20 protein-coding genes are annotated in these 21428 nt (G+C 64.4%); 8 read left to right on the forward strand and 12 right to left on the reverse strand.

Annotation, left to right across the window (positions count from 1 at the left end):
* Positions 1 to 28: 28 nt before the first annotated feature.
* Positions 29 to 679, reverse strand: coding sequence for a DsbA family oxidoreductase (locus ACODS0_RS20065; protein WP_488836736.1), 651 nt, complete (start codon positions 677 to 679; stop codon positions 29 to 31).
* A gap of 194 nt (positions 680 to 873) precedes the next feature.
* On the opposite strand from ACODS0_RS20065, the gene ACODS0_RS20070 reads away from it, so the two are divergent.
* Entirely contained in the window at positions 874 to 2631 is a 1758-nt protein-coding gene (locus tag ACODS0_RS20070; RefSeq protein WP_228896200.1) for a hypothetical protein, read from the forward strand.
* A 69-nt stretch (positions 2632 to 2700) separates the two neighbouring features.
* Here the strand turns inward: ACODS0_RS20070 and ACODS0_RS20075 are convergent, their stop codons facing one another.
* Entirely contained in the window at positions 2701 to 4224 is a 1524-nt protein-coding gene (locus ACODS0_RS20075) for an AMP-binding protein (protein WP_488836737.1), read from the reverse strand.
* A 283-nt stretch (positions 4225 to 4507) separates the two neighbouring features.
* On the opposite strand from ACODS0_RS20075, the gene ACODS0_RS20080 reads away from it, so the two are divergent.
* From ACODS0_RS20080 to ACODS0_RS20090, 3 genes are all read left to right on the forward strand, one after another.
* Positions 4508 to 5506 carry a YcjF family protein gene (locus ACODS0_RS20080; RefSeq protein WP_488836738.1) on the forward strand — a complete coding sequence of 333 codons (999 nt, stop codon included), beginning with the start codon at positions 4508 to 4510 and terminating at the stop codon, positions 5504 to 5506.
* A 199-nt stretch (positions 5507 to 5705) separates the two neighbouring features.
* Complete coding sequence (locus ACODS0_RS20085; protein ID WP_488836739.1) at positions 5706 to 7034, forward strand: SPOR domain-containing protein; 1329 nt, start codon at positions 5706 to 5708, stop codon at positions 7032 to 7034.
* 165 nt (positions 7035 to 7199) lie between these two features.
* Positions 7200 to 7841, forward strand: a complete 642-nt coding sequence (locus tag ACODS0_RS20090; RefSeq protein ID WP_147433264.1) for a hypothetical protein — start codon at positions 7200 to 7202, stop codon at positions 7839 to 7841.
* Between the two features lie 52 nt (positions 7842 to 7893).
* Here the strand turns inward: ACODS0_RS20090 and ACODS0_RS20095 are convergent, their stop codons facing one another.
* Entirely contained in the window at positions 7894 to 8658 is a 765-nt protein-coding gene (locus ACODS0_RS20095; RefSeq protein WP_488836740.1) for an alpha/beta fold hydrolase, read from the reverse strand.
* A gap of 13 nt (positions 8659 to 8671) precedes the next feature.
* Positions 8672 to 9682, reverse strand: a complete 1011-nt coding sequence (locus ACODS0_RS20100) for a M14 family zinc carboxypeptidase (protein WP_487261022.1) — start codon at positions 9680 to 9682, stop codon at positions 8672 to 8674.
* A gap of 181 nt (positions 9683 to 9863) precedes the next feature.
* Between ACODS0_RS20100 and ACODS0_RS20105 the strand changes: the two genes are divergently transcribed.
* The 3 genes from ACODS0_RS20105 to ACODS0_RS20115 all read left to right on the forward strand — a co-directional run bounded on the left by ACODS0_RS20105 (position 9864) and on the right by ACODS0_RS20115 (position 10858).
* Positions 9864 to 9995 (forward strand): hypothetical protein, encoded by a 132-nt coding sequence (locus tag ACODS0_RS20105; protein ID WP_255354175.1) that lies wholly within the window; start codon positions 9864 to 9866, stop codon positions 9993 to 9995.
* Complete coding sequence (locus ACODS0_RS20110; RefSeq protein WP_176887027.1) at positions 9967 to 10128, forward strand: hypothetical protein; 162 nt, start codon at positions 9967 to 9969, stop codon at positions 10126 to 10128. Before ACODS0_RS20105 ends, ACODS0_RS20110 begins: the two co-directional genes overlap by 29 nt.
* A gap of 256 nt (positions 10129 to 10384) precedes the next feature.
* Positions 10385 to 10858, forward strand: a complete 474-nt coding sequence (locus ACODS0_RS20115; RefSeq protein WP_121421155.1) for an HU family DNA-binding protein — start codon at positions 10385 to 10387, stop codon at positions 10856 to 10858.
* A 139-nt stretch (positions 10859 to 10997) separates the two neighbouring features.
* On the opposite strand, the gene ACODS0_RS20120 is transcribed toward ACODS0_RS20115, so the two are convergent.
* The 4 genes from ACODS0_RS20120 to ACODS0_RS20135 form a co-directional block, all read right to left on the reverse strand.
* A complete protein-coding gene (locus tag ACODS0_RS20120; RefSeq protein WP_488836743.1) occupies positions 10998 to 12797 on the reverse strand; it encodes a feruloyl-CoA synthase in 1800 nt (599 codons plus the stop codon).
* A gap of 271 nt (positions 12798 to 13068) precedes the next feature.
* Positions 13069 to 14010: a 3-hydroxyacyl-CoA dehydrogenase NAD-binding domain-containing protein gene (locus tag ACODS0_RS20125; RefSeq protein ID WP_488836745.1), complete on the reverse strand. Its 942-nt coding sequence runs from the start codon at positions 14008 to 14010 to the stop codon at positions 13069 to 13071.
* An 11-nt stretch (positions 14011 to 14021) separates the two neighbouring features.
* Positions 14022 to 15014 carry a Bug family tripartite tricarboxylate transporter substrate binding protein gene (locus ACODS0_RS20130; RefSeq protein ID WP_487257348.1) on the reverse strand — a complete coding sequence of 331 codons (993 nt, stop codon included), beginning with the start codon at positions 15012 to 15014 and terminating at the stop codon, positions 14022 to 14024.
* A gap of 40 nt (positions 15015 to 15054) precedes the next feature.
* Positions 15055 to 15975 (reverse strand): beta-keto acid cleavage family enzyme, encoded by a 921-nt coding sequence (locus ACODS0_RS20135; RefSeq protein WP_488836747.1) that lies wholly within the window; start codon positions 15973 to 15975, stop codon positions 15055 to 15057.
* Positions 15976 to 16105: 130 nt separating this feature from the next.
* Here ACODS0_RS20135 and ACODS0_RS20140 point away from each other — a divergent pair, with 130 nt between their 5' ends.
* On the forward strand, positions 16106 to 16798 hold the full coding sequence (locus ACODS0_RS20140) for a Crp/Fnr family transcriptional regulator (RefSeq protein ID WP_055393318.1): 693 nt from the start codon (positions 16106 to 16108) through the stop codon (positions 16796 to 16798).
* A 47-nt stretch (positions 16799 to 16845) separates the two neighbouring features.
* On the opposite strand, the gene ACODS0_RS20145 is transcribed toward ACODS0_RS20140, so the two are convergent.
* The 4 genes from ACODS0_RS20145 to ACODS0_RS20160 are packed head-to-tail and all read right to left on the reverse strand — an operon-like array spanning position 16846 to position 21346.
* Positions 16846 to 17673, reverse strand: a complete 828-nt coding sequence (locus tag ACODS0_RS20145; protein ID WP_488836749.1) for an alpha/beta fold hydrolase — start codon at positions 17671 to 17673, stop codon at positions 16846 to 16848.
* On the reverse strand, positions 17670 to 19220 hold the full coding sequence (locus ACODS0_RS20150; RefSeq protein WP_488836751.1) for a benzoate-CoA ligase family protein: 1551 nt from the start codon (positions 19218 to 19220) through the stop codon (positions 17670 to 17672). The genes ACODS0_RS20145 and ACODS0_RS20150 overlap by 4 nt, the downstream gene beginning before the upstream one ends.
* Positions 19221 to 19268: 48 nt before the next feature.
* Complete coding sequence (locus ACODS0_RS20155; protein ID WP_488836753.1) at positions 19269 to 20819, reverse strand: 3,4-dehydroadipyl-CoA semialdehyde dehydrogenase; 1551 nt, start codon at positions 20817 to 20819, stop codon at positions 19269 to 19271.
* A 59-nt stretch (positions 20820 to 20878) separates the two neighbouring features.
* Positions 20879 to 21346 carry a 4-hydroxylaminobenzoate lyase gene (locus ACODS0_RS20160; protein WP_488836755.1) on the reverse strand — a complete coding sequence of 156 codons (468 nt, stop codon included), beginning with the start codon at positions 21344 to 21346 and terminating at the stop codon, positions 20879 to 20881.
* Between the last annotated feature and the right edge of the window lie 82 nt (positions 21347 to 21428).

Raw genomic sequence — 21428 nt, forward strand, 5'->3', positions numbered from 1 at the left:
CCAGCAGCTATCAAAACAATAGTATTCATCAAGCCTGGCTGGCAATCTGCCGCAGCGCCTGCTCAAACACCTCCACCGGCTGCCCGCCCTGGATCAGGTGGCGCTCGTTGATGATGATGGCGGGCACCGAGTGGATGCCATTCTGCAAATACAACTGCTCACGCTCGCGCACCTCTTCGGCAAAACGATCAGACGCCAATAGTTCACGCGCCTCGTCCGCATTCAGCCCCACCTCACCGGCCACGCGCACCAGCACTTCGTGGTTGCTGGGGTCTTGCCCATCGGTGAAATAGGCTTTGAACAGCGCATGCTTGAGCTGCGGCTGCAGGCCCTTCTCTTCAGCCCAGTGCAGCAGGCGGTGCGCGTCAAAAGTGTTGTAGACGCGGCTGCGTTTGCCTTTGCCAAAGGTGAATCCCAGGTCTGCGCCACGCGCGGCAATGGCCTCGCGGTTGCGTTCGAGCTGCTCGGGCGTGGAGCCATACTTTTCCTGCAGATGCTCGTTGATGTCCTGGCCCTCGGGGCCCATCTGCGGGTTCAGCTCGAAAGGCTGAAAGTGCATATCAAGGGCCACTTCGCCCTTCAGGCGATCGGCCGCCTGCTCCAGCGCCTTGAGGCCGATGATGCACCAGGGGCAGGAGACATCGGAGACGAAATCGATCTTGAGGGTTTTGGTAGTCATGGCAAGCTCAAAAAATCAGAGCTGGATGGTAGACCAATGCATTGGCCTTCGCAGGAGGGCGCTTTTGTGCCCCTGAAGCGCCCGCTTCCTGCCCCAGTGTTCTCTAGTGTGGCGTTGCACGCTAGCGCAGAACGCCAGGCTTCAGTCCTCCTCGTTTCTGCCGATATCCGTCAGACAGCTATGAAATATCCTGAATGAGTGCGATCAGCCTCTCCCCTCTTTCCACAAGCTGGAGCCCGTCAGGAAATTCCACCCAAGCATCGGTGACGGCCTCTGCGCAGGCTTCTTCACGCGTACCGATAGCGAGCGCCGTATCGCCGGACGTGACCCGCAACAGCGTCACAAACTTCACTCCATCTGCCATCCCGGAAGCCGTGCCTTCGACGATGGGTGACACCCGGTTTCTGCACGTTACCCAGTGGCCCTCGGCGATGGAGTCGATCGACGTCACCTACGAAGCAATCGCCCCATCGCAGACCAGCAGCCGGCAAATGCAGGTATGGGAGCAGACACCAACGACCGCTGTGGATCAGATCATCGGCCGAAACGCGAGCGCCACGACGGAAAAGGCGCGGTTTGCCGGTTTGGGGTCCGCCCTGATAGAGCAGGCCGCCCGCACCGGCTCGAGCTACCGTCAGACGGTGGTGAACCTGGGTGCAGTGAGTTCGCCCGACAAAATTCAAGGCAAGGCTACTGGCGCTATGTGGGGCATTCAATCCAGCCCCAGCGCCAGTGCGACATTTGCCATCACCACTCAATCTGGCGCCACGGTGCGGATCTCCATAGCCGACCAGCGGGAGCAACGCGCCACAGGCTCTGGCATCGCTGTGCAGATCGAGGTGGATGGCAACCTTACGCAGCAGGAAAAGGACGCACTCCAATCTCTGGCAGAAGGTTTCGATCTTGCTATCGAGGGCTTGACGGCTGAATCCCCTGTGCTGCGGCTGGACGGTCTGCTGAAGTTCGATAGCAAGCTCTTCACCAAGCTGGAATTCAAGGTGGATATCTATGGGGTGGACCAGGATGGCGTCCGCATCCTGAAGCTCGGTGCCAACATCAGCGCAGACGCCAAAACCCGCGAGATTGAACTCAAGAGCCCTGAAGGCACCGTAAGAATGAAAACCGATTTGCGGCAGCCCGCGCTATGGGGCACCGCAGACCAGAAGGCCTACGCCGTGCGACAGTACCTCAGCCGCATCGACAAGGCAGCAGAGCGCGGGCATGCAGACAGCGGCTTGGTTGACCTGTTCAAGTCCAGCTTCGCCGCCCTGAACGGCGGCTATGAATCGGCAAACTCCCCTGGGAGGTCAGGCAGCGCCAGTATCAGCATTGGCGACCCGGTCGATCTGACGCGCGACGCCAACGCCTTCAGTGAAGGCGACAAGAGCCTGCTCACCGGCCTGGCGGACTTTGATGCATCGATTACCGCAACCCGCCGTGCGTCCAATCCGCGCCGCACCAAAGAGGTTGACACCTTCGAATACACACTCAAACAGTCCACTCAGATCTCCGGCTCATCCCCCAGCAACCGCGGCTTCACCCAGACCCAGTCCGCCAAGCTTTCTGCTGCCTATCACCAATCGCTGCACTCAAGAGCAGCACCAAAGTTGACATCAGACTCTGCAACCCAGAACTATTCCTACGAAAAGGTGGAAGACAGCAGCAGCACGCAGGTAGAGCTAGGCTACGAGAAGGATGAGCCTGTGCGCGCACTGATCACGCAGGCCGCCTCGCAATCGCTGCACGTCCTCAAGGTGGAAAACAACAAGATCACCGAGAACACGGCAGAGCCAGCTCATGTGCAGTCAAAGCAGACAGATTTGCTGCCCTTGCTGAAGCAATTGAAACGGCAGCAGGATGCGAACCAGTTGACGGATGACGAGAAACAAAAGCAGCTGCAGGAATGGGGCGGAATGGTGCTGGGAAGCTTGACCACGGATTCGCACCGCTGAAAAATTTCGTTGACGCAGCGCCCGTGCGTTCTCTGCTGCGCAAACTGACAAAGACGCCGAACACCCGCGCTAACCCGTTCGATCCGCCGAGAGCATCTCTCGAAGTGCTGTCTTTGGCACTTTGCCATAGCTGTTCTTGGGCAAAGCCTGCACAAAGCGGTACAGCCGAGGGCGCTTGAAACGGGCTATATGGGCCAGGCACAGCGCGTCCAGTGCATCCGGGCTCACGCCCTCCTCCGCCACCACAAAAGCCACAGGCACCTCGCCCCATTCCGCATCGAGCTGCCCCACCACGGCCACCTCGCGCACCTGGGGGTGCAGCAGAAGCACCTCCTCCACCTCACGCGGGTAGATGTTGGAGCCGCCAGAGATGATCACGTCCTTGGAGCGGTCCTTGAGGGTGAGGAAACCATCGGCATCCAGCGCGCCCATGTCGCCGGTGTAGAGCCAGCCATCGCGCAGCGTCTGCGCCGTGGCTTCGGGGTTGTTCCAGTAGCCGGGCATGACGGTGTCGCCGCGCACCACCACCTCCCCGGTCTCGCCTGCGGGCATCGGCTGGCCTGCAGCATCGACCACACGCACCTCCACCAGCGACTGCGCCACGCCGACCGATACCATGCGCTCGGCCCAGCGCGACTGGTTGCGGTCGGCCAGCTGGGCGCGCGACAGGGCGGTGATCGTCATGGGGCTTTCGCCCTGGCCGTAGATCTGCACGAAGCGGTTGCCGATCACGGCCAGCGCGTTGCGCAGGTCGTCGGCATACATGGGACCGCCACCGTAGACGATGGTCTTGAAGCCGCTCACGTCGGCACCCGTGGCGCGCACATGGTCCACCAGGCGGTGCACCATGGTGGGCGCAGCAAACAACGTGAGCTGGCCCACGCTGGCCGCAAGCTGCACCAGCTCCGCAGACTCAAAGCCACCCGACAGCGGCACCACATGCCGCCCGCCGCGCAACACCTGGGCATAGTTGTAGAGGCCCGCTCCGTGCGACATGGGCGCGGCGTAGACCATGGCATCGCCGGGCAGCACATCGTCCACGTCGGTGAAGTAGCAGGCCGTCATGGCCAGCAGATTGCGGTGGGTCTGCATCACCCCCTTCGGGCGGCCAGTGGTGCCGGAGGTGTAGAACAGTGAGGCGACATCCTCGGGTGCGCGATCGCAAACGTCCATGGGCGCGCGCGTGACGGCGGCGCGGTACGCTTCGGAGCCGAACACCAGCAGACCGGCATCCGCCGCCCCGGCCTCGCGCGCGGCCGGTGCCAACGCCTGCGATGCCAGCACCACACGCGCGCCGGAGTCGGCCAGCACGTAGGCCAGTTCTTTGGCATGCAGCTTGTAGTTGACCGGCAGCGACACGGCCCCGGCCCACACGATGGCGTGCAGGGCCTCCAGGTACTCGGGCGCATTGGCGGCGTAGATGGCCACTCGGTCACCGGGGGCAACGCCGCATTGCGTGTGCAGATAGGCGGCCAAGGCGGCAGCGCGTGCGCCCAGGTCGCCGTAGGACCACAGCACGTCACTCCCCTGGAGTACAGCGGGCTGGTGGGCATGCAGCAAAGCACTGCGGCGCAGCAGGTGGGCGATGTTCATAGTGTGCACTCCACAACAACGGGATTTTTCAGGGTCGGCCGCCTCCACAGCCGTGGAGACCTGTTGGCACTGTAGGCACGCCGGGCGCTGGCGCACAGTCGCCAAAATACCCAAGGGATAACCCGGCCCGCCCCCGAAACACCCGGTTACCACGCGCGCCCAAATCCCCACAGGCTGTGGCGTTGAAACCCCGTTGCCTAGACTGCATCTGATCCCATGCGCGCGACCGCCCCCCAGGCGAGCGCACCACCGTTTTTACCCAACGCCTTGCAGGCAACACCCCATGAACCTGGACCAGCAAAAATCCATTCTCACCATCGCCCTCCTGGCCGCGTTTGCGGACGGCAACAAGGACGACGCCGAGCGCGAAGAGATCCGCCGCATTGCCCAGTCGCTCGCGGGCGACGCAGGCATGGCGGACCTTCCACGCATCTACCAGGACGTGCTGCTCCGGCGCACCAGCGTGCAGGCGGCGGTGCAGGCCCTAAGCGACCCCATGCACCGCCAGCTGGCCTACGAAATGGCCGTGTGTGTGTGCGACGTGGATGGTCGCCAGACGGCGACAGAACGCGAGTTTCTGAACGGCCTGAAGACGGCGCTGCAGCTGGGCGCACCGCAGACCGACGCGTTTGACCGGGAAGCCGATGCGATCGTGGATGTGGCCGAAAAGGCCGTGCCTTTATCCGTGCCTGTGTCCGCGCCTATCGCGTTCCCAGGGGCAGCCGCCGCCGCAACGGCAACAGCCGCCGCAGCCCCCAGCAGTGCTTTGGATGCCGAGCTGGACAAATCCATCCTCAACTACGCGCTGCTCAACGGTGCGCTGGAGCTGCTGCCGCAGTCCTGGGCGTCAATGGCCATCATCCCCATGCAAGTGAAGATGGTGTACGGCATTGGCAAGGCCCATGGCGTAGAGCTGGACCAGGGCCACATCAAGGAATTCATCGCCGCTGCGGGCGTGGGCATGACGTCCCAGTACCTGGAGCAGTTTGGCCGCAAGCTGCTGGGCGGCCTGCTGGGCAAGGCGGCGGGCCGGACCATCGGCGGACTGGGCAGCGCCGCCACCGGCATGGCGTTTTCGTTTGCCACCACCTACGCGCTGGGGCAGGTGGCCAAGCGCTACTACGCCGGGGGTCGGGTCATGAGCACGGCCATCCTGCGCGATACCTTCCAGAACCTGCTGGGCCCCGCCAAGCAGATGCAGTCGCAGTACCTGCCGCAGATCCAGCAAAAGGCCGCCACGCTGGACGCGGGGAAGATCATGGCGATGGTGCGCGGTGCCTGACACGCCACAGCCACTGCGGCAAACGCTATATTATTAATAGCTACTAGCGCTTAACAGATAAGCGCCAGAGGCCATTTTTAATCAAAGTCCAGTGGCGAGGCCCGCGTGGGCCAAACGCAATCAGGCCAGAGCGTTGCGCCCGCGCTGACCCGCGCGCAAACCAGGTGGCGCAAACATCGGCCCATGACAGAATCGGCCCATGCTCGACCACACGGACCCTGTCGCCTCCATCATCCCGGCCATGTCGCTCGACTCACCGTCCGACAACGCCATGACGGCGCTGTCCCGGCTGGCACTGGGGCCCGTGAACACGGCCTACTACATGGCCGTTTTCGAGCGCTTTGACAACACGGGCCGCACCACCACCACCTGGAACTGGGCGGCCTGCCTTGCCACGCTCAACTGGATGCTGTTCCGGCAGTTGTGGACCCCCGCGCTGGTCTACCTGGCAGCGGCCGAAGGGCTGGCGCTCATCGTGTATGGCATCGGCCGGACCTTCCTGCAATGGCCGCCGGGCGTGGAACTGGGCGTGCTCGGCGCCTTTGCAATGCTGGCCTTTGCGGTGCCGGGCCTGTATGGCAACGCCATCCTGTATGCCGACATCCGCAAGCGGGTGGCCCGCGCGCTGGCGGCCTCACGCACGCTGCCCGAGGCCTGTGTGCTGCTGGAGAAGCAGGCCAGCTCACGCAAGCGGCTGCAGGCACTGGTGCTGGCCAACCTGGTGCTGGTGGCCGCAGCCGCGCTGGCATACCTGGTATGGGCCCCTTCAGACACCAAGCCGCTGGCCCTGGAGCCCGCCGTAACGGTGGCGCAAGCCACGGCGGCGGCGTCCCGGCCCAGCGCAGCGGCTTCTGCACCAGCCGCTGCCATTGCGGCGGCGCCTTCACCAGCACCAGCACCCGTACCTGTTCCGGTTCCTGCACAAGAGCCCCCTACCCCCGCCCTTCCCGCCACCACCGCCTCGGCTCCTGACCCAGCGAAACCGGCAGCGGCCCCGCCCACCGCCAAGTCTGCGGCCCCGGCAAACCCAGCGCCAAAGGCCGCAGCACCAGCCAGCACGCCAGCGCGATCCTCGGAGGCCAACCGCCCCACTCCGGCTGCGGCCTCTGCAGCCTCCACGGTGTCCAAAACGCCCTCTTCAGCGCCCGCCACGGCTGCCCCCAAGCCCTCTGCAAAGACAACGCCCCCCGCCGAGCCCGCCAGCCGCGCGGCCTCGGCAGCCAAGGCCAAAACGCCCAAAGCCTCCGCTTCGGCCGCTGCGCCAGCATCCTCAGCCCCTCTCCCCACCGTGGGCACGGCGGCGGGCTACTACATCAACGTGGGGCTGTTTGCCGACGAAGCCAACGCCCGCAAGGCCCAGGCCCGCCTGCTCAACGAAGGGCTACCCGCCTTTCGCCAAGAGCTGAACAACGCCAAGGGCCGCCGCATCCGCGTGCGCGTGGGGCCCTATGAAAACCGGGCGAAGGCAGAGGCTGCGGCCGCGTCGATCCGGGCGATGGCGCTGGAAGCTGTGGTTTTCAAGCAATGAGATGGGTACCTCGTACCTTTAGCTCTTTGGAGGTAGCGGCTCCGCAGTGCCTGCACCCCTCTTCGCGCAGCGCCTGATTGGTAAAAATTCGCTGTTCCATTCGATAGGAAACACATAACATATGTAACAACAAGTTATCTTCACATTCCAAATCAGGGGTCACGCATGTCTTTCGCGAAGTCGCTTTCCAAAGTGTTGGCAGTAGGGGTTTTGGCACCGATCATGGTGGCTGGCGCACAGGTCGACGATGTGGGGGGGATCGCATCCGGCGGAAGCGTGTCCATGCCGAGCCCTATGGTCGCAGCGGCCATCAGCGCGGGCTCCCTGTCCCTGACAGGCGGAGAATCCACCATGTCACCCCGTTTTTTCCGCTCAGGTACGCCGGGTGATGCCTGCTCAACGTTCAGTTCAGGTAACTTTCAATACACGACGGTTCCCTTCCAGACCAATGGCAGCGGTTCATTGCGGGCCATCGTCGATCCGCAAACCTGCGGCACAGGCGTTTTTGTAACGTTCCACGTCGGCGCCTTCAATCCATCCAGCATCTGTAGCGGGTATCAGTGGTCCTTCGGCTCTTCGCAGGCCTTTGACCAAACCTTCTCGGTCCCGGCGAACACCGCCATGACCATGGTTCTTTCTGGCGTGGCCAATGCCCCCGGGGTGAACTGCGGCCCGGTTACGTATTCCCTGGACGGAACAGGCGGTGCCGCGTCGTCCATTCCCGTCAACAACCCATGGGCGATGGTGGTTCTTGCAGCATTGGTCGGCGTTGCGGGCTGGAGACTTCGCAGTTCTCGCCAGGCTTGATGGACTGAGCGGCCCCCTCTCGGGTGCATAGGGGCGCGCGGCCCTGCCTTCATCAACTCCTGGAGTCTGCTGCCACCCAGCCCAGGATCTTTTCAATCACCCAGCCAGGGTCGTCCAGCGGCAGATCATGCCCGGCCCAAGGATGGACCGCCACGGGCACATGCCAGGCATTGGCGATGGCTTGCGAGCACCGGCCATGCACCAACCCATCCTCGCGGCTTGCCAGCAGCAGCATGTTGGCCAAGGGGGGCTTCTTTGGAGCGCGGTAGCGGGCCGCAGCCGCTAACTGGCGCAATGTGTTGGCAACCGACACCGGGCGCTGCCTGCGTATCGCAACCCAGCCTGGCACCACCTGCTGTCGGTGCAGCGCGCGGTTGCTGGTCAGGCGCAAGACCTCCTGCTCCACCTGTTCCGACGGACTCCCTCCGAAAGCGAGGCGCAGCAATGCGGCGTAATTGCGTGGCCGCAGCCGTTGGTAGAAGGGGCTAAAAGGCCGCAGGCTGGTGTTGATCAACACACAGCCCACCAGCTCCTCAGGCGCCACCCGCGCCCACTCGGTCGCCACCATGGCGCCCAGCGACATGGCCAGCACCCGAAAAGGTGGCCGCACACCTTGCGCGGCCAGCTGGGCACGGCAGGCGTCCACCATGCCCCGCACCGTGGCGGGCGACACGGCCCGGTGCAGCAGGCCATTGCCAGGCAAGTCTTGCACCACAACGCGGGCACCCGGCAGGGCGTGCTCGAACGCTTCGACAAACGAGCCCCAGTGCGCGGCCTCGCGCGTGAGGCCTCTGAGCAGAATCCATGGATGGTGCATGGGGAACACCTCTTCAGTACCACGCGGCCAAGGCATCCGCCCTGCGCTGCGCCCGCGCTTCGGGAGCTGGCACCCAGCGCTCGTGGCTACAGGCCGCGCGGGCCAGAAAATCGAGCAGTGACAGATGGCGCCGCAGCACCCGCTGCTGGCGGTGGTTGATGAGTGGGTTGAAGATGCCGTTGCGCGAAAACAGCTGGCGCGGGTTCTTCTTAATCCACAGCCACGACCCCATCTCCAGCGTGAGCGGCAGGAAGGTGTGTGTGGGCGCCTCGCGGCAGGCCTGCAGGTACAGGTGGTCCCACAGGTCGCCGTGCGCCAGGTACTGGGCGCTTTGCGGCTCGATGACGTACTGGTGGTGGCTGTGGGCCTGCAGAAAGATCTCCTGCAGCGCATGCAACTCGGCCAGGTGCGCAATGGGCTTGCGCGTGTGGGCAAACGGAAACCACAGGCGGTCACGCACGCCAAACCCCGAATGGCAGTCGATGGCCATGCTGAACGGCCGCGCCAGCAAGTCCTGGGCCACCACCTCGCACAGCGCCTGGCTTTCGGCCTCCATGGCATCGCCCGCGCGCCCCCGGTACCAAGGCAGCCCCGCGCTGATGCGTTGCCCGCCGATCCAGGGCGGCACGCGGTCCGTGGCATCGACCGGTGCATTGCGCATAAGGTCCACCCCGCGCGGATTGGCGCGTGTGGCGGCCCACATGCCACCCGGGTTGACCACGGGCATGAAAACCAGGCGCATCTGCTCCAGCTGGCGGTGCAGCGTGGTGTCCCACTGCAGCCGCATGACCACGTTCTGCAAGTAGGCGATGACCACCTCGGCGCCGATGCGCTCCAGCCCATGCACGCCTCCGAAAAAGCCGATGGCAGGCACGTCCAGCGACGGGTTGCCCACGCCGATGGCATGGATCGGAAAGCTGTGGCCCGACGCCAGCTGCACCTGCCGAACCACCTGCACCTGCAGATGGGGTGCCCCCAGCTCGATGATTTTTTCGAGCGCCAGCAACTCGGGCAGCGTGTTCATGGTGGATGGCGATGGCGGCGTGGGGCCGTGCAGCAAGGCGATAGGCAGCAAGCATAGCCCCGGCCCGCACGCGCCAACAGCGCCATGACGCCTCTGTGTGAATTCGGCGAAACGACTCGGAACTGTCACACAAGCGCGTTAACTTGCCCGCAGACACAACCCTTCGAAGAGGCACATGATCATGCTCTGGAGATTGCTAGGACTGCAGCGGCTGCTGGATGAACTCTTTGATGCCCCGGGCTGGCCCAGCTTCGATTTGCCCAGCCCCGACGGATGGACCCACTATGAAGACGCAGCCGCAGCGCAGGACTGAGGTGCACCGCATCGCCCTGCTGTGCGGCACCCTCGGTTGTGCGCTGGCCTGGGGTCTGGTGGAGTTGCTGGCGCTGCAGCGCCAGCGCTACCACCAGTGGCGCCAACGCCACGAGACCCCTGCGCACCGCTGACGCAGCAGCAAGACCGGACACATGCGTGCATGCATGCATGCATGTATGCGAGCGCACGCAGCACACACGGCCTTCAGCAGACGCCAACTGCGCACGACCCCTCACTCGCAGCGTCTTTCTACAGCCCTTCTCAGAAGCCTCTAATGCTGGCGGGTCTTCGTTTTTGCACGGTATGCCGCAGTCGCACCTAAAATTGCGCACCTTCCCTTCATTGGGGGGAGGCATATTCAACTCTGAACAAAGAAGAATCACCATCATGGCAACTGCAAAAAAGACTCCAGCGCCCGCGAAGAAGGCCGTCAAGGCGGCAGCACCTGCTGCTGCAAAGAAGGCGGCACCTGCCGCCAAGAAGGCTGCAGCCCCCGCAGCGAAGAAGGCCGCCGCACCAGTGGCCAAGCCTGTTGCTGCAGGCATCAAGCCGATCAAGACCGCCTTCAACAAGACCACGCTGATCGCCCACCTGGCCGAGCAGGCTGGTGTGGAACCCAAGGCCACCAAGGCCGTGCTGGCCGCACTCGAAGCCACCATCCTGGGTTCGGTGCACAAGAAGGGCTCTGGCGAATTCACGCTGCCCGGCCTCATGAAAATCGGCCTGCAGCAAATCCCCGCCAAGAAGAAGCGCTTCGGCAAAGACCCCTTCACCGGTGAAGAGCGCTGGTTCCCCGCCAAGCCTGCAGCCGTGAAGATCAAGACCCGCGCGCTGAAGAAGCTCAAGGACGCCACGGTCTGATCTCAGCCGTTGCGAAGGGCGTGACGGGGTGATGCCCCATCATTCCTTCTCCGCAAAAAAGGACCCGTTGCCCAAGGCAGCGGGTCCTTTTTTACGGGTGGATTCGAAAAGCCGCAGAAGGCGCTGCCACGGCACCCCGTCAGATTGAGATCACGTTGGGGGCAGCAGGCCTGGCATGCAGCAGCTCGACCTGTGCAGCACGGCGCGAGAGCACAGCGCCCTGGTTGATGTAGCCCTTGTCAGTGATTTCTCCAGCATCGGGGTCGGGCGGCGTCGCCATCACCAGTGCACGCGCAGGGCACTGCGATGAACCCGCGCCAGCAGTGCGGCGGGCCTGCATGACACCACGCAGGGCGTCGTCCAGCCGCGCGCGGTCCGCTGCACCGGCGACAGAGGGAAACACCAGCATGCCCACTTCGTCCCGGTTGTGGCCCGTAAGCACGAGGTCCTGCACCAGGGGTGCCAACTCGGACACCAGCTCCACCCGCAGCGTGCCCACCGACACCCAGCTCCCACTGGAGAGCTTGAAATCCTCAGCCACCCGGCCGTTGAAGACCACGCCACACTCCGGCCGCACAGGGTCCACCAGGTATCCCGCGTCACCGATGCGGTAGAAGCCATCGCTGTCAAATGCGGCGGCCGTCTCGGAGGGTGCATTGCGGTAGCCCGGAAACACCGATACACCCTTGACCCGCATTTCGAGCTTGCTGCCGTTGGGCACCAGCTTGAGTTCAAGCCCGGGCAACGGCGCACCGATACAGCCAGCGCCGTCCATGCGCCAGTGGGCGCTGGTCACTGCGGGCGATGTCTCCGTGGATCCCCAGGACGTGGTCAGCCACAGCGGCGACGCGGGCCGCACGCGTGCTGCCACGGCCTCCAGCCGCTGCCAGGTGGAAGGGGCCAGCGCTGCCGCGGCATAGAACGCCAGGCGCATGCGCGAGAGGATTTCAGCGGCCAGCGCGGCGTCTGCCTCCAGAAACGGCAACAGCATGTCGAAACCACGCGGAACATTGAAGAGCATCGTCGGCTTCACATCGCGCAGGTTGCGCACCGTCTTCTCGATAAGCCCTGGCACGGGCCGCCCTTCATCGATGTAGAGCGCGCCCCCATGGCACAGCACCATGTTGAGGTTGTGGTTGCCGCCAAAGGTGTGGCTCCACGGCAGCCAGTCCACCAGCACAGGCTTTTCGTTAGCCAGGAACCGCCAGGTCTGGGCCATCATCTGCTGGTTGGCGCACAGCATGCGGTGGGTGTTGATGACCACCTTGGGATGGCCCGTGGAGCCCGACGTCAGCAGGTACTTGGCAGGGTCGTCGGGCTGGATGGCCTCAAACGCCTGCGACACGGCCGGGCTTTCCACGCCCGCGAGCAGTTGAGCAAAAGGCAAGGCGCCAGGCACGGCCTCGGCATGGCGACTGAAGACCTTGACGGCATCGGACGCATAGCCCGCCAGGGCGGGCGCGTAGACCGAGGCGTCCGATGCATAAACCAGCGAAGGCTCCAGCACCGCAAGCATGCTGTGCAGGCGGCCCGGGTCACGGGATCGTGCATAGGCGCTCGACAAGGAACAGGGCGTGATGCCCACATGCATCGCCGCCAGCATGAGCACCGCGTGGTCCACCGCGTTGTCGGAAAGAATGGCGATGGGGCGGCCCGCCGGCAGCTTCAGGTCCAGCAATGACTGCGCAACGGCGCCCACGGCCTGGCGCAGCTCGCCATAGGTCAGGGTGCGCCAGTGCTCGGCCGTCTCGTCACGCTCCGCCAAGGCCAGCGCGTGGGGTGTCTCGCGCGCCCACTGCTCCACCCATTCACCGATGCAGCGCGCATACGCGCCCAGCGCCACAGGGGAACGCAATACGAACGAGCCGTCGTCCTGATGGACCAACACCGTGGCGGGCGGTGCGATTTGGTTTTCATCGCCAAGAAATTCGGGGTGCATGGTGTGGGTGATCTCTCGTGTTCTTGGGGCAGCAACAAAAATGGGCAACACAGCGCTAACCAGCGGCGCGGCGGTGCGCAGCACCACTGCTGGAAGCGCTTGGTTGAACCCGTCGAATAAACCCATGCGGCAGGACCGCACGGTGCAATAGCGGATTCAGACCGGCGAACAAAACTCAGCGAAGCGGTTCTGGCCGGGCGCTGCGTCGCAGGCAGTACGGGTAGTACGGCAAGACGCGGCAACAACGCCAGAAGGGTTCTGTTAGCCGCTCTCAGTCCAGGACGCGGGCGTCTTGCTTGGCACGCAGAAGGTCTACCAGCAAGGCGTCGCGTGCAGCCACCAGCTCCGCACTGGTTCTCCCTCCAAGCGCCTGCGTAACGCCGTCAGCGACACGGCTTTGCAGCGCTGGCGTCATCTGCGGAGCCCCCAGGTCCTGCCACCAGTCTTCGATGGGGCCGCCGAGGTGCGCGAGCAAATGGGCGATTCCACCTTCGCCGCCGGAAAGGTGCAAGTTCATGAAAGGCCCCATCAGCGCCCAGCGCAGCCCCGGGCCATGGGCAATGGCGGTGTCGATGTCGCTCACACTGGCAACCCCCTCGTGGACCAGATGAAACGCCTCCCGCCACAGCGCCGCCTGCAGGCGGTTGGCAATGTGCCCCTTGATTTCGCGCCGAACATGGATGGGGCGCTTACCGATGGCGGTGTAGAAATCCATCGCGGTAGTGATCGCCTGGGCCGATGTCTTTTCGCCTCCTCCCACCTCCACCAGCGGGATCATGTGCGGGGGGTTGAACGGATGGCCCAGCACCACGCGCTCCGGGTGTTTGCACTGGGCCTGCATGGCCGTAACAGACAGCCCTGAAGAGCTGGAAGCCAGGATGGCATGCGACGGGGCGGCTTCGTCTATGCGGCGCAGCAGATCCACCTTGAAGTCCAGCCGCTCCGGCCCGTTTTCCTGCACGAAGTCCGCCTGCCCCACGGCGTCCTCCAGCCGAGCATGAAAGTGCAGCCTTGCCGTGCTGGCGCCCGGCGCAAGCCCTTGCCGTTGGAGCACCGGCCAGTGCTGTGCCACGGCATCGTGCAGGCGCTGCTCGGCCCCCGGAGAAGGATCTGTGGCATCCACGTTCAGCCCCCGGGCGAGAAAATACGCAGCCCAGCTTGCACCAATGACGCCAGTGGCGACCACCGCCACCCGGTTCACGGAAACATCCATGTCCGTGCCCTTCAGGACTCGGCCGTGAAGCCGATCTTCTTGACCAGAGGCCCCCAGCGATCTGCCTCCGCCTGTTGCGATGCGGCCATCTCTGCGGCGGTGGAGCCCTTGGCAATCAGGCCCACCACAGCCAGGCTGTCGATCACCGACTTTTCCTTGATCGCCGTGTTGATGGCAGCGTTGGCGGCTGCAACCACGCTGGCCGGTGTCTTGGCGGGTGCGTAGAAGCCAAACCATTCCTCGGTCGTCAGCTCGGGGAAGCCCTGCTCCGCAAAGGTGGGCACCTCGGGCGAAAACGGCGAACGCGCCTGGCCAGAGGTGGCGATCAACCGCAGCTTGCCCGCCTTGTGGTTGGGAATGAAGTCGCCGCTGGGCGTCACCATGGAGGCAATCTGCCCACCCACCACATCGGTCACACCGGGAATGGATCCCCGGTAGGGCACATGCTTGAGGTCCACGCCGTTGTTCAGCCCCAGCAGCGCACCGATGAAATGGGGGGTGGAGCCCGCCGCTGGCGAGCCGTAGTTGGCCTGCCCCGGGTTCGCCTTGGCCCAGGCCAGGAAGTCTTTCACGTTCTTCACCGAGGCTGGCACCAGCGGCCCCACGGCCAGCCCATGGTGCATAACGGCGGCGATGGACACCGGCACGAAGTCTTTCGTGGGGTCGTAACTGAGTTTGCTGTAGATGTGCGGATAGATGGACGTGCAGGAAAACGGCGACAGCGTGAGCACGCTGCCATCGGTGGGGGCGCCCTTGAGCGCCTCCAGCGCAATGCGCCCGCCGGCACCGGGCTTGTTCTCCACCACGGCGGCATTGCGGGTATAGGACGAACCCGCCAGCTTCTCACCCACCCGGCGCGCCACGCTGTCACCCGCGCTGCCCGCCGGGAAACCGTAGAAAATCTTCACCTGCTCCAGCGTCTGGGCCATCGCGCTCCAGGGAGTCAGTGCCCCCAGCGCGGTTGCATAGCCCAGGTGGTTCATGAATTGGCGGCGTGTCTGCATCATCTGTCTCCTCTTTCTTGGTGGGTGAAATCGCAACAACTCAATCGATCGCAAAGGTGGGGCGAACGCCACCTGCGCGGGGCAGACCCATGAGGGCGCGGGCCTCTGCTGGCGAGGCGGGCTCCATGTCCAGCTCCCGAATGATGCGCACGATGCGCTCCGTCAGCTGCACATTGGTGGCCAGTTCGCCCTGGCGGAAATACAGGTTGTCCTCCAGCCCCACGCGGGCATGCCCACCCAGCAGCAGCGCTGCCACATTGCCTTCGAGCTGCGAGGGGCCGATGCCACTCACGCAAAAGATGCTGTTGCGCGGCAGGGCGTCCACCATCATCTGCAGGTAGCGCGGCGAATACGGCATGGCGTTCTGGAAGCTGCGGTGCACGTTCATCACGAGGTTGATGAAATGCGGGCCCTCGTCGTGCCCCTCATCGATCAAGGTGGTGGCATCCTGCAGGATGTGTGTCGGGCTGAACACCTCCCACTCGGGCTTGATGCCGCGTGCCTTCATGCCCAGTGCCAGTTCGCGCCCTTTGCTGAGCGGGGTGTCCATGAGGATCTCGCGGCCGTCAAAGCTCAGATTGAGCGTGGTGGCATCCAGGGTGCACATCTCGGCCCCCGCATCCATGCCCTTGATGCGCTCTTCCCAGGCGATCTCCCAGCGGTCACCGGACAGCGGCCGCACCATGTCGCCATGCACACCACCGCCGGTAGAGTTGTTGATGACGATGTCGCAGCCTTTGGCCCGGATGCGGGTGTTGATGTCGCGGTAGATATCTGCGTTGCAGGTGGCGCCATCATCCGGGCGCCGTGCATGGATGGCCACCACGCTGGCCCCTGCGTTCCAGCACCGCTGCACATCGTCGGCAATTTCACCGGGCTGGGTGGGCAGGTGCGGGTTCTGCGACTTGTGGGCCATGCCACCGGTGGGAGCGATGGTGACGATGACTTTGCGCTTTGTCATGACATGGACTGGTGGAAAATGGTAATGCACCCATTATTTTTTTTAGCGTCTGCATACTCAGTCATCGCGATGACATTTGGACTCAGGGTATACGAGGACGCATTTCTCCTTCACTCTGGAGCCTCACACCATGCTGGTCAAGCTGGCGCCGCCGACGGTCGCCGATCTCCTGAAAAACTCAGCCTGGTTTCCCTTGCTGGACGAGAGCGCACAGCGACGCGTCCTGGACGACCTGCGTGAAGTCGAAGTGGCCCAGGGCAGCGCCCTGTGCCGGCGCGGCGACGTACCCCTGCACTGGTACGGTGCCGTTGAAGGACTGCTCAAGTGGACGGTGACCTCGGACAACGGGCGCTCGGTGACCCTCGGCGGTCTTTCTGCAGGCAGCTGGTTTGGTGAAGGAACCCTGCTGCGTGGCGTGCCGCGCACGGCGGACATCATTGCGCTGCGCCCCAGCCGGGTTGCGCTTTTACCCGTGGACACCTTTGAATGGCTGCACGCCACCCAGCGCAGTTTTGACCACTTTCTGCTGCGCCAGATCAACGAGCGCATGCACTGGTTTCTGGGCAATTTCACGGCCCACCACCTGCTGGACACGGACAGCCAGGTGGCGCGGGCGCTGGCAGGTCTTTTCCATCCCTGGCTGCACCCTGGCAGCGACCCTCACCTGCAGGTATCGCAGGAGGAAATCGCCAATCTGTCCGGTGTCTCGCGCCAGCGCTGCAACGCTGCACTCAAGCGCCTGGAAGCCGAGGGTGTGCTGCAGATCGAGTACGGCGGTATCACTGTGGTGAACCTGGAAGAACTGCGCCGCAGAGTGGAATAAGGGCCGGCGCTGCGTTCGATGGGCGCAGGTGCAGGCCTATCGGGTGTTCACGGATTTCGGCCTGCTGCCATCACGAACGCCAAGGTCGCAGCGATCACATCGTCGGAACGATCGCGGTGGGGTGAATGCGCGCAATCGGACAGTTCCAGCAGCTGTGTTCCGGGCACGCGGGCAGCAATGCCGTGGATCTGTGCCAGCGTGCCGTACTCGTCATTGAGCCCCTGCACGGCCAGTACGGGCACACACACGGTGCCCAGCTCTTTTTCGATGTTCCACGCGCGAAATGTCGGGTCGAGCCAGATGCGGTTCCAGCCCCAGAAAGCGGAGTCCGGGTCGTCGTGGTAACGGCCCAGCTTGCGGGGCAGGTCGGTGGTCTCGTAGGCATCCCGCGCCTGCTCGATGTTCTGGATGGTCACATCCTCCACAAAGAGGTGGGGCGCCAACACGACCAGACCGCTGACCCGCTGCGGGAACATCGATGCATACAGCAAGGCAATGGATGCGCCATCACTGTGGCCAAAAAACCAGGGCGGCTCGTTAACGCCCACAGCCTCCAAAAAAGCAGGCAATACCTCCCGCGCCTGCTGGTGCATGAAGTCCACACCCCAGGCTTCATCGGGCGCCCGTGGGGTGGAACGCCCATACCCCGGCCGCGAGAACACCAGACCCCGAAAGCCTCCCGCCTCACACAGCTGCTGCGGGAAGTCCTTCCACATCGCCAGCGACCCCAGCCCCTCGTGCAGGAACACCACCAAAGGTGCAGACCGGCGCTCTGGCGCAATCCACTGGTATTCCACCCGCACTGGCCGACCTCGCCAGTCAATGGCGGCCCATTCGCGGCCCCCGCTGGTACCTCCGCGTATGCCCCCGTTCACGCCCGGGACTCCAGCTCGCGCAGCCTGAAACGCTGGATCTTGCCCGTGGCGGTCTTGGGCAGCTCCGGTACGAACTCGATGAAACGCGGGTACTTGTAGGGCGCGAGTTTCTCCTTCACGAAGGCTTTGAGCTCGTCCTGCGTCGCGGCCTTGCCATCCTTGAGCACCACAAACGCCTTCGTCTTGGTAAGGCCGTCTGCGTCCTGCTTGCCGATCACGGCGGCCTCCAGCACGGCGGTGTGCTGCATCAGCGTGGCCTCCACCTCGAACGGCGAGACGTAGATGCCGCTGACCTTGAGCATGTCGTCGCTGCGGCCTGCGTAGGTGTAATAGCCGTCCGCGTCGCGCACATACTTGTCGCCGCTTTTGGTCCACCCGCCCTGGAAGGTGTCGCGCGTCTTCTCGCGGTTGTTCCAGTACATCAAAGCAGCGCTGGGGCCTCGGATGTAGAGGTCGCCCACCTCGCCGTCGGGCACGCTCTGGCCGTCCTCGCCACGCAGTTCCACCTCGTAGCCCGGCACGGGCTTGCCGGTGGTGCCATAACGGATGTCGCCCGGGCGGTTGGACAAAAAAATGTGCAGCATCTCGGTGGAGCCAATGCCATCGATGATGTCGCAGCCAAAGTGCGCCTTGAAGCGCTGCGCGATCTCTGCGGGCAGCGCCTCGCCTGCCGAGGAGCACATGCGCAACGCCACCGCCGCACGCGCTGGCAACCGGGGTGATGCGAGCATGCCCGCGAAGCCTGTAGGCGCGCCAAAAAACACCGTGGGCTGGTGGTCCACCCAGCGCTTAAAGGTGGCATCGGGCGTGGGCCGCTCGGCCATCAGCACCACAGTGGCGCCCACGGACAGCGGGAAGGTGAGCGCATTGCCCAGGCCGTAGGCGAAGTACAGCTTTGCGGCTGAGAAACAGACGTCCTGCTGGGTGAGGCCGAGCACCGGCTTGCCATACAGCTCGGCCGTCCACCACAGGTTGCCGTGGGTGTGCACCGTGCCCTTGGGCTTGCCCGTAGAGCCCGACGAATAAAGCCAGAAGCCCGGGTCGTCCGCGCCGGTGGGCGCTGGTGCGGCCAACGGAGACGCACTGTTCAAGGCCGCCTCCAGATCGCGGGCGCCCGCATGCAGCTTGCCCACCGGCAGCGATACCAGCAGCGTGCCCACTTCGTGCGCGCTGCGCGCCATGGCCTCGGACAAAACAGGCAGCAAGGCCCCCGAAACCAGAGCAGCCTGCGCCCGGCTGTGCGCCAGCATGTAGGCATAGTCGTCTGCGGTCAGCAGGGTGTTGACCGCCACCGGCACCACCCCTGCATACAGGCAGCCCAGAAAGCACACGGGCCAGTCGCTGGTGTCGTGCATCAGCAGCAGCACACGCTCTTCGCGCCGCACCCCCGCCTCAGCCAGCACGCTGGCCAGCCGCCGGGCGCGGTCTTCCAGATCGCCATAGCTCAGGCGCCCCCGGTCGTCGATGTAGGCCGTGCGCTCGGTATGCGCCCGGTTCAGGTCGAACAGATGTTCGGCGAAATTGAATCGCTCTGGCAGGCTGGTCATGGGGATGTCTCCGTATTGTTCTGGGCAATTCACAGGCCTTGGCAGGCCTCATAGACCGAGCGATGCCAACACACCTGGGCTGGCTTGCACCGCACTGCGCTGGTGGTAAAAGTCGAGCGCACGCAAGCCACCCAGCTCTGCACCACCACCAGCGCGCCCCGGCCCCCCGTGCTGCGACATGGGCATCACATTGCCGTGCCCTGTGTGAGCCTGCGCCACATCGGGTGTGACGACATGCACACGCCCGTGGCTCGCGGCCAGCTGCACGGCCGCAGCTGCCAAGGCTGCCTCGTCAGCACCAAACAGCGAGGTCACCAGCGATCCTTGGCCCCTGTGCGCCAGCGCCAGGGCATGGTCCAGGTCACGGTAGGGCAGTAACGTGGCGACAGGGCCGAATACTTCCATGTCATGCACCGCAGATGCTGCATCGGCATCGCGTGCACCCAGCAGCACCGGCCCTATGCAGGCCGCTACGGCAGGGTCGGCATCCACCAGCGGGCGTGCGCGGCCATCGTGCAGCAGGTCGGTGTGGGCGCTCAAAGCGGCCAGACCTTCGCGCACCGCGTGCAATTGCGCGGCGCTGACCAGGGAGCCCATGCGCACGCTCTCGTTGCGCGGGTTGCCCACGCTGATGCCTGCGAGCTTGGCACCGATGGCCTCGGCCGCAGCGTCGTATACCGCAGCGGGCACCAAAATGCGGCGGATCGCCGTGCACTTCTGCCCGGACTTGACCGTCATCTCGCGCACCACTTCACGCACCAGCAGGTTGAAGGCATCGCTGCCCACGGTGGCATCGGGCAGCAGGAGGGCAGAGTTCAGGCTGTCGGCCTCGATATTGGCCCGCACCGAGCGGTGCGCCACGGCCGGGTGCGACCGGATGGCAGCCGCAGTTTCTGCCGAGCCCGTAAAGGAGACCACATCGAAAGGCTGCAGCTGGTCCATCAAACCCGCAGAGCTGCCCGCGATGACCGACAGCGCGCCCACGGGCAGCACACCCGCATCGATCACATCCTTGACCATGCGCTGCGTGAGCCAGGCCGTGGCGGTGGCGGGCTTGACGATCACCGGGACGCCAGACAGCAGCGCAGGCGCCGCCTTCTCCCACAGCCCCCAGGCCGGAAAGTTGAAGGCGTTGATGAACAGCGCCACACCCCGCGTGGGCACCTGCAGGTGCTGCGACAAAAAGACCGGCTCCTTGCCCAGCTTGACCGCGTCGCCATCGCGCAGCACCCGCACATCACCCAGCGCATCGCCCCACCGCGCATACTGGCCCAGGGTGAAGATGCCGCCGTCGATGTCCACCGCCGAATCGTTCTTCACCGTGCCAGAGTTGGCGGTTGCAATGTCGTAGTAACTCTCACGGTGTGCCTGCAGTACCTTCACCACCGCCGCCAGTAGCGCGGCCCGCTCACGGTAGGTCATGGCGCGCAAGGCGGCGCCGCCGCGAGCCCGTGCAAAGGCAAAGGCTTCCGGCAGATCCAGCCCCGTGCAATCGACGCGCACCAGCGCGTCGCCCAACACCGGGTCGCTGAGCACGGTGCCCGGGCCGTTTCCGGTTTGCCAGCGGCCAGCGGCAAAGTTGGCCAGAAGTTCAGTCATGCAGGTCTTTCAAAAAAAGGGATCGGTATGGCGAGAAGCGCCAGAAAGGAGGGACCGCTTTAACGCGTGAACAGGATCTGCCCTTCCGGCAGCAGATAGAGCACCAGCGCACGCCCCTGGGCCACCGTGGGGCAGTGGGCGCTGGCCGGTGGATAGACGCACCACCCAGCGGGGTGCCCGTCGAAGGTGGCACCGGCCGTGAGCGGCAGGATCAAATCGATTTCCCCCAGAGGGTGGCTGTGGTGAGGGCCCGCAATGTCCTGCATGTCCACCACATCGACGGAAAAGCGGTGCAGCGCATCGTCAGCCTTGAAGACGCGGCCGTAGCGGATGCCGCCACCTTCGCGGTCGCACAGCCACCCCTCTTCCACGCCCACCAGGCAGGCCGCTTTGAGCCCTGCATAGGCAGCGCTGTCAGGCCCGTGGGTTTGGTTGAGCCAGTCCTGCAGTTCGGAATCCAGAGGTCGCCCGGCGATCTGCGCGGTCAGATCCACCAGGGCTTGATGAAATGCGGCTTTGTGGAGCATGGCTTCTCGGGGGCTAGGAAAATGGGGGCCCGCACACCTTTTTGATCTGTATCCTTGTGGATTTTTCAGATGTGCAGTATTT

This window comes from Acidovorax sp. FG60, assembly GCF_057808995.1.

Excerpts from the sequence above, each read along its gene's own strand:
- ACODS0_RS20065 (WP_488836736.1), bottom strand. The coding sequence starts at position 679 with ATGACTACCAAAACCCTCAAGATCGATTTCGTCTCCGATGTCTCCTGC.
- ACODS0_RS20070 (WP_228896200.1), top strand. The coding sequence starts at position 874 with ATGAGTGCGATCAGCCTCTCCCCTCTTTCCACAAGCTGGAGCCCGTCA.
- ACODS0_RS20075 (WP_488836737.1), bottom strand. The coding sequence starts at position 4,224 with ATGAACATCGCCCACCTGCTGCGCCGCAGTGCTTTGCTGCATGCCCAC.
- ACODS0_RS20080 (WP_488836738.1), top strand. The coding sequence starts at position 4,508 with ATGAACCTGGACCAGCAAAAATCCATTCTCACCATCGCCCTCCTGGCC.
- ACODS0_RS20085 (WP_488836739.1), top strand. The coding sequence starts at position 5,706 with ATGCTCGACCACACGGACCCTGTCGCCTCCATCATCCCGGCCATGTCG.
- ACODS0_RS20090 (WP_147433264.1), top strand. The coding sequence starts at position 7,200 with ATGTCTTTCGCGAAGTCGCTTTCCAAAGTGTTGGCAGTAGGGGTTTTG.
- ACODS0_RS20095 (WP_488836740.1), bottom strand. The coding sequence starts at position 8,658 with ATGCACCATCCATGGATTCTGCTCAGAGGCCTCACGCGCGAGGCCGCG.
- ACODS0_RS20100 (WP_487261022.1), bottom strand. The coding sequence starts at position 9,682 with ATGAACACGCTGCCCGAGTTGCTGGCGCTCGAAAAAATCATCGAGCTG.
- ACODS0_RS20105 (WP_255354175.1), top strand. The coding sequence starts at position 9,864 with ATGCTCTGGAGATTGCTAGGACTGCAGCGGCTGCTGGATGAACTCTTT.
- ACODS0_RS20110 (WP_176887027.1), top strand. The coding sequence starts at position 9,967 with ATGAAGACGCAGCCGCAGCGCAGGACTGAGGTGCACCGCATCGCCCTG.
- ACODS0_RS20115 (WP_121421155.1), top strand. The coding sequence starts at position 10,385 with ATGGCAACTGCAAAAAAGACTCCAGCGCCCGCGAAGAAGGCCGTCAAG.
- ACODS0_RS20120 (WP_488836743.1), bottom strand. The coding sequence starts at position 12,797 with ATGCACCCCGAATTTCTTGGCGATGAAAACCAAATCGCACCGCCCGCC.
- ACODS0_RS20125 (WP_488836745.1), bottom strand. The coding sequence starts at position 14,010 with ATGGATGTTTCCGTGAACCGGGTGGCGGTGGTCGCCACTGGCGTCATT.
- ACODS0_RS20130 (WP_487257348.1), bottom strand. The coding sequence starts at position 15,014 with ATGCAGACACGCCGCCAATTCATGAACCACCTGGGCTATGCAACCGCG.
- ACODS0_RS20135 (WP_488836747.1), bottom strand. The coding sequence starts at position 15,975 with ATGACAAAGCGCAAAGTCATCGTCACCATCGCTCCCACCGGTGGCATG.
- ACODS0_RS20140 (WP_055393318.1), top strand. The coding sequence starts at position 16,106 with ATGCTGGTCAAGCTGGCGCCGCCGACGGTCGCCGATCTCCTGAAAAAC.
- ACODS0_RS20150 (WP_488836751.1), bottom strand. The coding sequence starts at position 19,220 with ATGACCAGCCTGCCAGAGCGATTCAATTTCGCCGAACATCTGTTCGAC.
- ACODS0_RS20155 (WP_488836753.1), bottom strand. The coding sequence starts at position 20,819 with ATGACTGAACTTCTGGCCAACTTTGCCGCTGGCCGCTGGCAAACCGGA.
- ACODS0_RS20160 (WP_488836755.1), bottom strand. The coding sequence starts at position 21,346 with ATGCTCCACAAAGCCGCATTTCATCAAGCCCTGGTGGATCTGACCGCG.